Below are 12,214 nucleotides of genomic sequence, written 5' to 3'. Positions count from 1 at the left end.
CCCCTACTAGGGGAGGCTGCGCTTGTGCGCTTCGATCACCGATCGCGCAAGCGCAGCGATCTTCACGTTCATGTCCTGCGACGTCTTGCGCAGCATCTCGAACGCCTGATCGTCGCCGACGTCGTGCGTCGCCATCAGAAGGCCGATCGCCTTGCCGATCTCACGGTTGCTCTCCAACCCGGCACGCAGGGTGCTGGCTTCCTCGCCGCTCGCGATCGCCGACACCGTCACCGCGGCGAACGCCGAGATCACGATGGCGCGATCCGCGACGGCACCGTCGAACGCCCCAGGGGTGTCACTGAACAGGTTGAGCGCGCCCACCTTCTTTGTGCCCAGCAACAACCGAAAACCCATCGCTCCGCGGACCGGAGTCCGCGTCACCACGCCTCGCGCAAGCGCCGGCCACTGCGTCGGCGACAGGAAATCGGGTTCGATCTGAGCAGATTCCTGCTCGATCGCGTCCAGACACGGGCCCTCGCCGGTGGCGCGCTCGATGTCGTCCACCGTCCGCGCCACCTGATCGGACGCACCCACAGTGACCGGCTGACCCCGCTGAACGACCATCAAACTCGCATGGTCACACCCGTCGACCAGCAGCGTCGCAGCAACACAGATGGCTGAGTACACCTCGTCGGCGCTGGTACCGCGATACACGATGTCCGCAAGAGCCGCGAACACCGTCGCCGGATCGGTCGACGCGATTCCGTTGGCGTGTAAATCACCGGTCATGAACACTCCGATCGGGGTGTGCGGATATCGCACAGGGTCTGGTGTCGCTGCCCTGGACTCGAGAAGCTGCATTCGACCGTCAAGGATACCGAGTGGTCACAGTGGATCGATCACCCGGCGCACAGGGGCGCCGGCGCATCCTCGGCAAACGGTTTGCCCGGAGGCTCGATGTAGGCAGCGTACAGAACCACGGGGACGTCGCCGAGGTTGGCGCCCTGATGGACGTGGCTGGCGTCGACCTCCTCGGCAACAACCTGACCCGCAGGCGTCGACACCCTGGTGCAGTCGTGCAAAGTCCTTGTCAGAACACCGGATTCGACGTACGCGTACACCGGACCGTCGTGATAGTGCCATCCCGTGGTTCCGCCGGGTGCAATGGTGATCCGGCGCGCAGTGAAATCGGTGCCGGCGAACTCTGCGCTGCCGGCGATCAGCGGAAACGAAACATGAGCCAGAGTTTCCGCTGTCACTCCGGCCGGAGGCGTCGCACCGGCAAGAGCAGGGGAGAGGCCGGCCAACGCGACACAGGACACGCCTACCGCGGCACAGCGAGAAAGCACGGACATGTGGTTCACCTCTCGTGGAAGGGCCGACCCGCACCCAGCGTAGATACGCAGGTCAATCGCGGAGTCGGTATCGAAATTTCCGCGGCCGAGAGCGGAGTCGGGAGGAGTGACCGACGCGATCGTGAGGCTGGGTAACCTGCAAGGGTGGACGAGCCAGCGCATGCCCCCGATTCCTCCGTCTTCGAGTACGGAGTGGACGGGCCCAAGGTCATCCTCGCCGGGATCGACGGCTCCGATTCGGCCTGGCGTGCCGCAGCCTATGCCGCCGGACTGTCTCGCCGGCAAGGCTCGCTGCTCGTCCTGGTCTACGTCCAACCCATCGCAACCGCCGCCTGGGGCCAAGCCGGAATCTCTCTCGTCGAAACCGGCAAGGAAATCGCCGACGAACTCCTCGCCTACATTCAGAAGTCGACCCACGACACCGACGCGATCCGGTGGGAATTCCGCACCGCGACCGGTGACCCCTTCAACGGCCTCGTCGCCGTCGCCGACGAACTACGCGCCGACGCCATCGTCGTCGGCGCCTCCGAGCACGCAGGCCATCGAATGTTCGGATCCGTCGCCGTGCGATTGGTCAAAGCTGGGCGATGGCCGGTGACCGTGGTGCCGTGAAGCTTGCCGCTGATCCAGGCAACGGTGGACATATCGAGCTCGATCAGCGAGAGAACGGAATGAAGCGTCGAACGTAGCTGCGGCGAATGGCATACCGGAGTGCTCTGGTCAGCGCTTCGTCTCGAATTCCAGCGTCTTGCATTGCGGCGAGACCTTCCCGCAAGAACGTGCGCTCACCCTCGCTGACATACATGGTCCGGACAGCTTCAGGACTTATGGATCCGGGGAGCGTGGGGCTCTTTACTCCCGCTGTCCTGAGACCGAGCTTCGTTCGAACGCACTTGCCGCATTCTCCGCAATTGAAAGCCCCGTCGGTGTTGAGCCAGCACACACGCAAGTTGTTCATCGCAGTGTCCGAACTGCTGATTCTCCTGATCTTCCCGAACCGGCCGACGTCGAGTTCGTGGTGCTCGAACGACACCGAGTCGCTGGACCACAACGGGTCGAGGGACGGGTGCGAGCCCCACGGGTGCAACTGATCGCGACTGTAGGACGAGGGAATCACAACCGTCCCCAAGTGTTTCGACAGTGCAAGTCCGACGTGGGCGAGCGACGGCCCGTGAAAGACGTGCCCCCAATCGAGAGCCAAAGGGTCCCCGAGTGCCGACCGGACCGTGGTCTGGACCTCGATGAGGGGCTTACCGAGTTCTGCAGCAGAAGCGCGGGCGCCGGTCAACGCTTTCCGGGCCAGTTCGGAATCGCCGACAGCGATATCGAAACCGTGAACGAAAATCAGGTGAGTTATGCGATCCGCTTGCGTGATCGCCGAATAGAAACTGTCGACGCCACCACTGAAGAAACAGCCGACGCCGGTCGCCCGCTCAGGAAGCGCCCTGGTGGGCGGTGATTGCGCTGCAGAAACTTCGATCCGACGATAGGTCCTGTACCAGTCGGCCAACACTTTCTGGGCCTTCGTCGCACCATCGAGAGCCGTCGGGTCTACCGTCCCGTCGATGACGAGATCTCGGTGCCGACGCATACCCGCTGCCAGCGCCGGCGCAAGCCACGGTGTCGCAGAGTGATCCAACGTGTAGTTCGACTGCGTGGAGACGTCGAAACTGCCGCCACCGGGAACATCGATGACCGCGGATGTCTGCTTCGCCGACGCCGACTGGACTCGGACGCGTATTGAGTTCACCGGCGAATTTTGACACGAAACCATATGGTTTTACCGAGGCGTGTCGGTGCGCGGTGGACCAGACGTGGGGCGGGCGGGGCTCGAACCCGCGACCAATGGATTATGAGTCCACGGCTCTAACCGACTGAGCTACCGCCCCATCTCGCGCGAGGCGAGCGGTTACGAATGCTACAACAATCACACAGCTGCGATGGTGACCGGGATACCGTTCAGAACTGCGTTGGCCGAGACCGCGTCGACCTGTTGAGGGTCGGTGATGTCGTTGACACTCGGACCCTTCACGGTCGATGCGACGGACAGTTCGACGCCTGTGCGTTGGTGGCCGAAGCCGTGGGGCATGCTGACCACTCCGGGCATCATACGATCCGATGCGAGCACTTCGATGCTGACCGAGCCTGCTGCGGACGTGACCGTCACCAGCGCCCCGTCGCCGATCCCGCGTGCGCGCAGGTCGTCGGGATGGGCGAGCAGCTGGTGCCGTGGCTTGCCCTTCGTCAGTCGAGCGGTGTTGTGCATCCAGGAATTGTTGCTACGTAGGTGCCGTCGGCCGATCATGAGCAACTGACCGTCCGCGGGCACGGACGCCGTCGTCAACATGTCGTGCACGGCAGGCAGATCGCCCACGACGACATCCTGAACCAGCTGAATGCGCTTGTCGCGGGTACGCAGTTTGGCCGGGAGCCCGGGCCTCAACGGGCCGAGGTCGGTGCCGTGAGGGGACTTGGACAAGGCCCGGACCGACAGTCCCTTCCTTCCGCTGCGCAGCAGTACATCCACCGTTCGACGCGGCGAGAGGCGTAGACGTGCCTCGGCCACAATCGATTTCGGTGACAGGCGTCGTCGAACACGATCCACCGGAGACTGTTCCAGCGCAGCTTGATACCGGATGCCCAGGTCGCGGAAAATCTCCCAGTCCGCCTTCGCGCCCGGTTTCTTCGGCAACACCGCGGGCATGAACTTGGCCGTGTTGCGTACCGCGAAGGTGGAGAAGATCAGATCGTAGTGATCGCGTTCCAACGACATCGTCGGAGGAAGGATCACGTCGGCGTGACGCGAGGTCTCGTTGATGTAGAAATCGAACGACACCATGAAGTCCAGATCGGCGAAGGCCCGGTCGAGAGTGTCGCCACCGGGCATCGACAGCACCGGGTTGCCGGAGAACACCGCCATTGCACGGATACGGCCGTCTCCGGGAGTCGTCATCTCGTCGACAAGTGTGGAACTGGGGAACTCACCTGCGAACTCGGGCAGGTCACGCACCCGTGAGCGCCACTTGTCGAAGTGGCCGCGCCCCACGATCTTCCGCTCCACCAGATCGATTGCGGGATCCGTCAGAAGCGCCCCGCCCACGCGGTCCAGGTTGCCGGTGACGATGTTGAGGACCTGAATTGCCCACTGACACACGGTCCCGAACTTCTGCGTGGACACGCCCATCCGTCCGTATGCGACGGCAGACTCGGCGCCGGCGAAGCGGGTTGCCAGATCGTCGATGGCCTCAGCCGCCATGCCGACGACGGGAGCGACGGCTTCCGGTGTGAAATCTCGTACGAGAGAAGCGATCTCGGAAACTCCGTCGACGTAGTCGGCAACGCGGGTCGCGCCTGTCTCGAGAACGACGTTGACGAGTGCGAGCAGTAACAACGCGTCGGTGCCGGGACGTACGAAATGATGCTCGTCGGCGACGTCAGCAGTTTCGGTTCGACGCGGATCGACCACGACGAGTGTCCCCCCGCGGGCTTTCAAGTCTCGAACACGCTGCGCGAAATCCGGAACGGTCATCATCGATCCGTTCGACGCCATCGGGTTGCCCCCGAGAACCAGAAAGAAATCCGTCCGGTCGATGTCCGGGATGGGGAGTACGAGTTGATGCCCGTACATGAGGTGATTGACCAATTGGTGGGGGAGCTGATCCAGCGACGTCGCCGAGTACCTGTTGCGGGTCCGCAGCATCGCCGTGAACGGAATACCGTGGGTCATCGCGCCGAGACTGTGCACGTTCGGATTGCCCTGGTAGATCCCGACCGCGTTGGCGCCGTGATCCCGGCGCGTGGACACCAGGCCGTCGACGACGATGCGGTAGGCCTCGTCCCATTCGATTTCCTGCCACCCCGAATCGGTGCGGCGTACCGGCTTGATCAACCGGTCGGGATCGGCATGCAGGTCGATCAGCGACAATGCCTTCGGGCAGATATGACCGCGGGACAACGGGTCCTTCTTGTCACCGCGAATCGAGGTCACGGCGTTGTCGTCGACCGTGAACTCGAGACCGCACATCGCCTCGCACAGATTGCACGTCCCGAACTCGACCGTCATCTCGTTCTCCCATCGTCCCGGTCACGCCCAGAACACTCAGCCTGCAGGCTCCACTCTCGCCTCTGTCAGGTCGTTTCTGCTGGCTCCACTCTCGCCCGGCCGAGCTTAACCCGAACGCGATACCCGGCCGGGCGGTATCGTTTGCCCTGTCGGCGGATCTGTCGACCACCACATGCACTACACGTCTGGGGATCTTCATGGACTTTCGCACAGCAACGATCAGAGGTACAGCAGTCCTGGGCGCCGTCGCCGCAGGATCGCTGGTGTTCGGTTCGGTGGCCAGTGCTGCCCCCTCCGACACCATCGTCAACTCGCCGTGCTCGTTCTCTCAGATCGTCGCCGCGACGTACGCCGTGAGCCCGGAGGAAGGCGCGGCCCTCGCATCGTCGCCCCTCTCGTCGTCCTTCGCCGCGTTCCTTGCCGCGCCGCCGTGGCAGCGTCAGATCTTCCTGTCTTCGCAGCCGGCCGTGGTCGATCGCGTCAACGCCTTCTTCGGCGGGCCGGGCTCCGGATTCGTTCGTACTGTGTTCGACACCTGCACGCAGTACTGACAGCGAATTCGGGACCAGCCGGGGGCACACTAGAGTTGCCCACGTGCACAGTCTGGATTTGATCGCAGGATGGCCCGTGGACAATGCGTCGGCGACGGTGGTGTCGACGGCCGGGACGCGAGAACACTACGGCGACCAGAACCGGATCTACGAGTTGGCGTCGGTGACGAAACTCCTGGTGGCGTACGCGGCGTTGGTCGCCCTCGAAGAAGAAGCCATTTCGCTCGACCTGCCCGCCGGACCCACTGGCTCGACGGTTCGCCATCTGCTCGCGCACACCTCGGGTCTGGCGTTCGCCGAGCAGAAGGTGCAGGCAGATCCGGGAACGAAGCGGATCTACTCCAGCGCGGGATTCGAGGTCCTCGCGGACACCATTGCTGCTGAAACGTCGATCGCGTTCACGGACTACCTCGACGAGGCCGTCTTTCAACCGCTCGGGATGACCGACTCGACGCTCCCGGGATCGGCCGGACACGGCGCACGGTCAACGGTGCAGGACCTGGAGGTCTTCGCCTCCGAACTCCTCACGCCGACGCTGGTGTCCGCGGAGACTCTCCAGGCTGCAACGTCCATCCAGTTCGACGGGCTGCCGGGAATCCTGCCCGGATACGGCAACCAGAAGCCCAACGACTGGGGGCTCGGATTCGAGCTTCGGGACGGCAAAACTCCACACTGGACCGGGGCTGCGAACTCGCCGCGAACGTTCGGACACTTCGGTCAGTCCGGAACGTTCCTGTGGGTGGACCCGGATGCAGGTCTGGCAACGGTGGTACTCACCGACCTTGCGTTCGGGGAGTGGGCCAAGCCGCTCTGGCCGGAGTTGTCCGACGAGATTCTGCACAACAACCCCCGCTAGTCCATCGCGACACGCCGGTGCACTGGCGCAACAGGGGTAACTCGGGGCACACTGGTACATGCACACGCGTGTACGAGACACATCGCAGCAGATCGAGGTCGTTGGGGAAGACGTCCCTCGTCGAAGCTGGAGGTGTTTCTAATGCGCGAGTCCAACCAATTCGCGGATGCGACGTCGGGTGTTGTGTACATCCACTCGTCGCCTGCCGCGTTGTGCCCGCACGTGGAATGGGCACTGTCCGACGCCCTGAACTGCAGGGCCAACCTGAAGTGGTCCGCGCAGCCGTCCTCGGACGGACAACTGCGCGCGACGAGCAACTGGGTCGGCCCGGTCGGTACCGCCGCCTCACTCGCAGGGATTCTCCGTGCGTGGCAGATGCTGCGCTTCGAGGTGACCGAGGACCCGAGCGACGGCGTCGACGGTGAGCGATTCGCCCACGTTCCCGGCCTGGGTCTGTGGCGTGGGACGACGAGCGCCAACGGCGACGTCATCCTCGGCGAGATGAGGCTCAAGTCGATGATCGACGGCAATTCCGGCAACCTCGCTGCCGAAATCGAACACGCCCTCGGCAGCAGCTGGGACGAGGCCCTCGAGCCCTATCGAACGGGCGGCGCAGGCGCCGAAGTGACCTGGCTGAGCCGTAACGCCGGCTGACCGACTCACCGCACCGGCCGTCGCACGTCCGGTAACGTGACGACCGTGTCCGAGGTGGGCATGTGGGTTGGTATGTGTGGCTGAGTAGTGAGACAGGGTGGTTGGGATGTTGTCGACCGGTAAGGTCATCCGATTCGACGAATTCAAGGGTTACGGATTCGTTGCTCCGGACGAGGGCGGCGAGGATGTGTTCATCCACGTCAACGATCTGGATTTCGACAAGCGGCTGCTGGCGCCCGGCGTGCGCGTCGAGTACGTCGTCGAGGAAGGCGACCGCGGTCTCAAGGCCGCCCAGGTTCAGATCATCGATTCGCCGAAGCCGGTAACTCGTGCAGCGGTTCCTGCGGTCGTCCCCAATGCGGAAACGACGGAGTACGACGACGTCGTGTGCGACGTTCTGTCGCTGCAGGAGTTCTCGGCCGAACTGACCGAAGGTCTGTTGCGTGCGAACCGCGGACTGACTGCCGAACAGATCCTCGACGTCCGGCAGGTCGTCATGCGAATCGCGCAGTCGCACAAGTGGCTCGAGGGCTGAACGAGTCGGTGGAACGAACGTCTGTGCCCCGGCGACCGAAGTCGCCGGGGCACAGTGCTGTTCGCCCCTGATCAGAGCGGAATGTTCTTGTGATTTCCGCGAAGTGCCGGTGCCGAGGACAACGCCTTCGCGACGATGGAGCGCGTCTTCGCCGGATCGATGACCTCGTCCACGACACCGATGGCCACCGCTCGATCGACACCGCCGGCAATCGCCTCGTGTTCTACCGTCAAACGGTCGTGCAGCGCATCACGCTCGGTGTCGGGTGCAGCGGCCAGCGCCTTCTTGTGCAGAATGCCCACGGCCGCCTTGGCGCCCATGACCGCGACCTCAGATCCGGGCCACGCGTAGACCGCCGTCGCACCCAATGCTCGGGCGTTCATGGCGATGTAGGCCCCGCCGTAGATCTTGCGGGTCACCAGCGTCACCCGAGCGACCTTCGCTTCGGCGAAGGCGTGGAGAAGCTTCGCTCCCCGGCGTACGACGCCTTCCCATTCCATGCTCACACCCGGCAGATAGCCGGGAACGTCGACGATGACGACGAGCGGGATGCCGAAGGCGTCGCACAGGCGAACGAAACGCGCTGCCTTCTCGGCGCTCTCGGAGTTGAGGCACCCACCCAGCCGGATCGGGTTGTTGGCGATGACGCCGACGGTACGTCCACTGAGACGACCGAGACCGACGACGATACTGCGAGCCCAACCGCCCTGAAATTCTTCGAAGGTCGACTCACCCTCGACGTTGTCCAGAAGTTCGTCGATGATCGGATGCACGTCGTAGGCACGACGATTCGACTCGGGCAGCAGTGCGCGAAGATCGGTGTCACCGTGCTCGGCTGCCGCGATGTCGAAGGTGCCCTGTTCGCTGAACATCGATACCAGCCGGCGTGCGCGGGTCAGCGCATCCAGTTCGTCGTCGGCGACGATATGGCACACGCCCGACTTCTTGAAGTGGGTGTCCGGGCCGCCGAGCGACGCCATGTCGACCTGCTCGCCGGTGACGCTGCGAACCACGTCGGGACCGGTGACGAACACGCGTCCCTCGGGAGCCATGATGACGACGTCGGTCAACGCTGGACCGTACGCGGCGCCACCGGCTGCGAAACCGAGAACGACGGAAATCTGTGGGACGAGGCCGGAAGCGCGGACCATGGCCTCGAATACGAGGCCGACGGCGTGCAGCGCTTCGACGCCCTCGGCAAGGCGGGCACCGCCGGAATGCCAGATTCCGACGATCGGTGCGCGGCGTTCGATGGCGACGTCGATGGCGTCGACGATGTGTGCGCAACCGTCGACACCCATGGCGCCACCCATGACCGTGGCGTCGGAGCAATAGGCGATCGTGTGGACGCCGTCGATGTCGCCTGCAGCGGCGAGAAGGCCGGACTTGTCACGATCGTGCAGAGGAGTCATCGTCCCGGCGTCGAACAACTTCTCGAGGCGGGTAACGGGATCGCGGGGGTCGGTGGACTGACCTGAGCGAGTGGCGGGGGACAGGATGGTCATCGCGTTCTCCTTCTACATGCCCCTCGCACGATCGAAGGGGCGATCCCCGGACGGGAGCGAGAGTGCGCTCCCGCCCGGGTGCTACGACGGTGTCGAGCCGGTTCAGGCCCGACCGAAGGCGAGCGCGACGTTGTGCCCACCGAATCCGAACGAGTTGTTGATCGCGTAATCGATTTCGAGGCTGCGGGCTTCGCCCTTGACCACGTCGAGATCGATTTCCGGATCCTGGTTATCCAGGTTCAGCGTGGGAGGAATGATTCCCTCGCGGACCGAGAGAACGGTCAGCACCGATTCGAGGGCGCCGACAGCGCCGATCGAGTGTCCGAGAGCGGACTTCGGCGCGTACACCGCTGCATGGGTACCGACTGCCTTGTTGATCGCGAGCGCTTCGGCGGTGTCACCGATAGGTGTTGCCGTTGCGTGCGCGTTCACATGCTTGATGTCGGACTTCTGCAGACCAGCGTTCTCGATTGCCCGCTGCATGGCACGAGCAGCACCCTTGCCCTCCGGGTCGGGTGCCACGAGGTGGAAACCGTCCGAAGTGATGCCTGCGCCGAGCAGCCGGGCGTGAATCGTCGCCCCACGAGCCTTGGCGTGCTCCTCGGTCTCGATGACCATGAGTGCGCCTGCCTCGCCGAAGACGAATCCGTCGCGATCCTTGTCGAACGGTCGCGACGCGCCCTTGGGGTTGTCGTTGTTGGTGCTCATCGCTCGCATCATGGAGAAACTCGCGATCGGCACCGCGTCGATGTATCCCTCGACGCCACCGGTGACCACCATGTCGGCGTCACCCATGACGATCATCCGCCACGCATGCGCGATGGCTTCCGATCCGGAGGAGCATGCCGACACAGGCGTGATGACGCCTGCCTGTGCCTTCAGCTCCAGGCCGACGACCGCTGCGGGTCCGTTCGGCATGACCATCTGAACCGCGAGAGGAGACACCTTGCGGTAGCCGCCCGACTTCATCTTGTCGTTCGCGTCGATGAGGGAGTCACCGCCGCCCAGACCGGTGCCGATCGACACTCCGAGACGGAGCGGATCGACCTCGGGGCTGCCGGCGTTCTTCCACACCTCGCGACCGAGAACCGTGGACAACTGCTCCACGTAGCTCAGCCTGCGGCACTCGACTCGGCTCAGAAGCGTCGCCGGGTTCACCGCGAGGTGTCCGCCGATTCGAACGGGAAGGTCGTACTCGGCGACGAAATCGTCTTCGAGCACTCCGATTCCGCTCTCGCCGTTCAGTAGACCCTTCCACGTTGCGTCCACATCACCGGCGATGGACGTGGTCGCAGCGAGGCTGGTGACGACGACACTCGGGAAGCGTCCGTTGTTGGTGGATGGGTTGGTCACGGTCCGACTCACTCGCTCGCGGAGTCGTCGAGCTTGGCCTTGATTGCCTCTGCGGCTTCCGGGTTCTCCGCTTCGAGCTTCTGGATGTACGACACTGCGTCACCGACGGTGCGAAGACCGGCGAGGTCCTCGTCGGGGATCTTCACGCCGTACTTGTCCTCGGTCTGCACTGCGATCTCGACCATGGACAGGGAGTCGATGTCGAGGTCGTCCACGAAGGACTTGTCGATGGTCACCTCGGAGGGCTCGATACCCGTGACCTCCTCGATGATCTCTGCAAGTCCGGCGATGAGGTCTTCCTGGCTGGCCACTTGAGTGGCTCCCTTCTTGTTGGTGTCTATCTTTTTCGGGTCGGCACGCCGTGAATCGGCATACCGAAGTCATGGGTGCGCACTCGTACGTTCATCGAGCGAGTGCGCGGCGAGGCTGCCTGTCATCGGCGGCCGCGGGTGCGGTCAGATCAGGTCCGCCAGCTTGGCGATGTCCTCGGGTGTCTTGAGGCCCAGGTTCGGTGTGCCCTTCAGTTCGCGCTTGGCGATACCGACGAGCGTTCCGGCCGGCGGCAACTCTGCCACAGCCGTGACGGCGGCGTCACGCATCGTCGCGGTGCAGAGGTCCCACCGCACAGGCTTGGTGACCTGCGCTGCGAGTTTGGTGAGTGCGTCCGCACCGTTGGTGACCGCCTTGCCGTCGGAATTCGACAGCAGGGTGCGGACAGGGTCGGACGGGGTGATCGCGGCGGCAGCAGCGGCGACTGCTTCCTGCGCGGGCGCCATGAAGCGAGTGTGGAAAGCACCGGCCACGGGGAGCGAGCGGACCCGTGCCTTCTCCGGCGGGTTGGCGGCCAGTTCCTCGAGCGCGCTGTGCAACCCGGCTGCAACGATCTGCCCGGCAGCATTGATGTTGGCGGGTTCGAGTCCCAGCTCCTCCAGCCGAGCGAGCACAGCGGCCTCGTCTCCGCCGAGCACAGCGGACATGCCCGTCGGCTCCAGAGCGCACGCCTTGGCCATCTCGGACCCGCGCACGGCAGCGAGGGTGACGGCTTCGTCGGCGGAGATGACGCCGGCGACGGCGGCAGCGGCAAGCTCACCCACGGAGTGTCCGGCGATGAGCGCGTTCTGCGGCAGCAGGTCCTGGCCGGCGATCTCCTCGAACGCGAGGAGAGCCGCCGCGACGACGAGGGGCTGGGTCACCGACGTGTCGGTGATTTCCTCGGCCGTCGCGGTGGTACCGAGCCGTGCCAGGTCGAGTCCGGACGCCTTGGACCACAGGGCCACGCGGTCGGCGGCTCCGGGTAGTTCGAGCCATGGCAGAAGCATGCCGGGTGTCTGGGAGCCCTGGCCGGGCGCAAGCAACGCAATCACATCGTTAAGAGAACACCGTGACTACCCGTTTGGGAGAT

At 64.3% G+C, this 12,214-nt stretch carries 13 protein-coding genes and 1 tRNA gene; 5 read left to right on the top strand and 9 right to left on the bottom strand.

Annotated elements, in window-relative coordinates:
• Positions 1-6 precede the first annotated feature (6 nt).
• The gene (locus tag CH290_RS14205; RefSeq protein ID WP_170947465.1) at positions 7-729 is read right to left on the bottom strand and encodes a GAF and ANTAR domain-containing protein; all 723 of its coding nucleotides are present in this window, start codon (positions 727-729) and stop codon (positions 7-9) included.
• Positions 730-839: 110 nt separating this feature from the next.
• On the bottom strand, positions 840-1,295 hold the full coding sequence (locus tag CH290_RS14200) for a cupin domain-containing protein (protein WP_019667441.1): 456 nt from the start codon (positions 1,293-1,295) through the stop codon (positions 840-842).
• A 144-nt stretch (positions 1,296-1,439) separates the two neighbouring features.
• Between CH290_RS14200 and CH290_RS14195 the strand changes: the two genes are divergently transcribed.
• Positions 1,440-1,907 carry a universal stress protein gene (locus tag CH290_RS14195; RefSeq protein WP_019667440.1) on the top strand — a complete coding sequence of 156 codons (468 nt, stop codon included), beginning with the start codon at positions 1,440-1,442 and terminating at the stop codon, positions 1,905-1,907.
• 43 nt (positions 1,908-1,950) lie between these two features.
• On the opposite strand, the gene CH290_RS14190 is transcribed toward CH290_RS14195, so the two are convergent.
• The 3 genes from CH290_RS14190 to CH290_RS14180 form a co-directional block, all read right to left on the bottom strand.
• Positions 1,951-3,045 (bottom strand): adenine nucleotide alpha hydrolase family protein, encoded by a 1,095-nt coding sequence (locus CH290_RS14190; protein WP_033190480.1) that lies wholly within the window; start codon positions 3,043-3,045, stop codon positions 1,951-1,953.
• Between the two features lie 65 nt (positions 3,046-3,110).
• A tRNA-Ile gene (locus tag CH290_RS14185) sits at positions 3,111-3,184 on the bottom strand.
• A 38-nt stretch (positions 3,185-3,222) separates the two neighbouring features.
• Positions 3,223-5,358 (bottom strand): molybdopterin-dependent oxidoreductase, encoded by a 2,136-nt coding sequence (locus CH290_RS14180; protein ID WP_033190481.1) that lies wholly within the window; start codon positions 5,356-5,358, stop codon positions 3,223-3,225.
• A gap of 197 nt (positions 5,359-5,555) precedes the next feature.
• Here CH290_RS14180 and CH290_RS14175 point away from each other — a divergent pair, with 197 nt between their 5' ends.
• The 4 genes from CH290_RS14175 to CH290_RS14160 all read left to right on the top strand — a co-directional run bounded on the left by CH290_RS14175 (position 5,556) and on the right by CH290_RS14160 (position 7,954).
• The gene (locus CH290_RS14175) at positions 5,556-5,909 is read left to right on the top strand and encodes a hemophore-related protein (RefSeq protein WP_019667437.1); all 354 of its coding nucleotides are present in this window, start codon (positions 5,556-5,558) and stop codon (positions 5,907-5,909) included.
• Positions 5,910-5,952: 43 nt separating this feature from the next.
• On the top strand, positions 5,953-6,765 hold the full coding sequence (locus CH290_RS14170) for a serine hydrolase domain-containing protein (RefSeq protein WP_019667436.1): 813 nt from the start codon (positions 5,953-5,955) through the stop codon (positions 6,763-6,765).
• 141 nt (positions 6,766-6,906) lie between these two features.
• Positions 6,907-7,419 (top strand): DUF3145 domain-containing protein, encoded by a 513-nt coding sequence (locus CH290_RS14165; RefSeq protein ID WP_019667435.1) that lies wholly within the window; start codon positions 6,907-6,909, stop codon positions 7,417-7,419.
• A 106-nt stretch (positions 7,420-7,525) separates the two neighbouring features.
• On the top strand, positions 7,526-7,954 hold the full coding sequence (locus CH290_RS14160) for a cold-shock protein (protein WP_019667434.1): 429 nt from the start codon (positions 7,526-7,528) through the stop codon (positions 7,952-7,954).
• 71 nt (positions 7,955-8,025) lie between these two features.
• On the opposite strand, the gene CH290_RS14155 is transcribed toward CH290_RS14160, so the two are convergent.
• The 4 genes from CH290_RS14155 to CH290_RS14140 form a co-directional block, all read right to left on the bottom strand.
• Positions 8,026-9,459 carry an acyl-CoA carboxylase subunit beta gene (locus CH290_RS14155; protein WP_020111583.1) on the bottom strand — a complete coding sequence of 478 codons (1,434 nt, stop codon included), beginning with the start codon at positions 9,457-9,459 and terminating at the stop codon, positions 8,026-8,028.
• A 102-nt stretch (positions 9,460-9,561) separates the two neighbouring features.
• Complete coding sequence (locus CH290_RS14150) at positions 9,562-10,812, bottom strand: KasA/KasB family beta-ketoacyl-ACP synthase (protein ID WP_026348190.1); 1,251 nt, start codon at positions 10,810-10,812, stop codon at positions 9,562-9,564.
• Between the two features lie 8 nt (positions 10,813-10,820).
• Positions 10,821-11,123, bottom strand: coding sequence for a meromycolate extension acyl carrier protein AcpM (gene acpM, locus CH290_RS14145; protein WP_019667431.1), 303 nt, complete (start codon positions 11,121-11,123; stop codon positions 10,821-10,823).
• A gap of 144 nt (positions 11,124-11,267) precedes the next feature.
• The gene (locus CH290_RS14140; RefSeq protein WP_033190482.1) at positions 11,268-12,176 is read right to left on the bottom strand and encodes an ACP S-malonyltransferase; all 909 of its coding nucleotides are present in this window, start codon (positions 12,174-12,176) and stop codon (positions 11,268-11,270) included.
• Positions 12,177-12,214 lie beyond the last annotated feature (38 nt).

It is taken from the genome of Rhodococcus sp. 06-156-4 (assembly GCF_002259345.1).
Classification (GTDB): domain Bacteria; phylum Actinomycetota; class Actinomycetes; order Mycobacteriales; family Mycobacteriaceae; genus Rhodococcoides; species Rhodococcoides fascians_E.
Note: the sequence above shows the minus strand (reverse complement) of the source record. Positions and strands in the feature narration are given on the sequence as shown.

Bases quoted from the DNA above. Each gene is read 5' to 3' on its own strand.
- CH290_RS14155 (WP_020111583.1), bottom strand. From the start codon at position 9,459: ATGACCATCCTGTCCCCCGCCACTCGCTCAGGTCAGTCCACCGACCCC.
- CH290_RS14205 (WP_170947465.1), bottom strand. From the start codon at position 729: ATGACCGGTGATTTACACGCCAACGGAATCGCGTCGACCGATCCGGCG.
- CH290_RS14175 (WP_019667437.1), top strand. From the start codon at position 5,556: ATGGACTTTCGCACAGCAACGATCAGAGGTACAGCAGTCCTGGGCGCC.
- CH290_RS14165 (WP_019667435.1), top strand. From the start codon at position 6,907: ATGCGCGAGTCCAACCAATTCGCGGATGCGACGTCGGGTGTTGTGTAC.
- CH290_RS14200 (WP_019667441.1), bottom strand. From the start codon at position 1,295: ATGTCCGTGCTTTCTCGCTGTGCCGCGGTAGGCGTGTCCTGTGTCGCG.
- CH290_RS14160 (WP_019667434.1), top strand. From the start codon at position 7,526: ATGTTGTCGACCGGTAAGGTCATCCGATTCGACGAATTCAAGGGTTAC.
- CH290_RS14180 (WP_033190481.1), bottom strand. From the start codon at position 5,358: ATGACGGTCGAGTTCGGGACGTGCAATCTGTGCGAGGCGATGTGCGGT.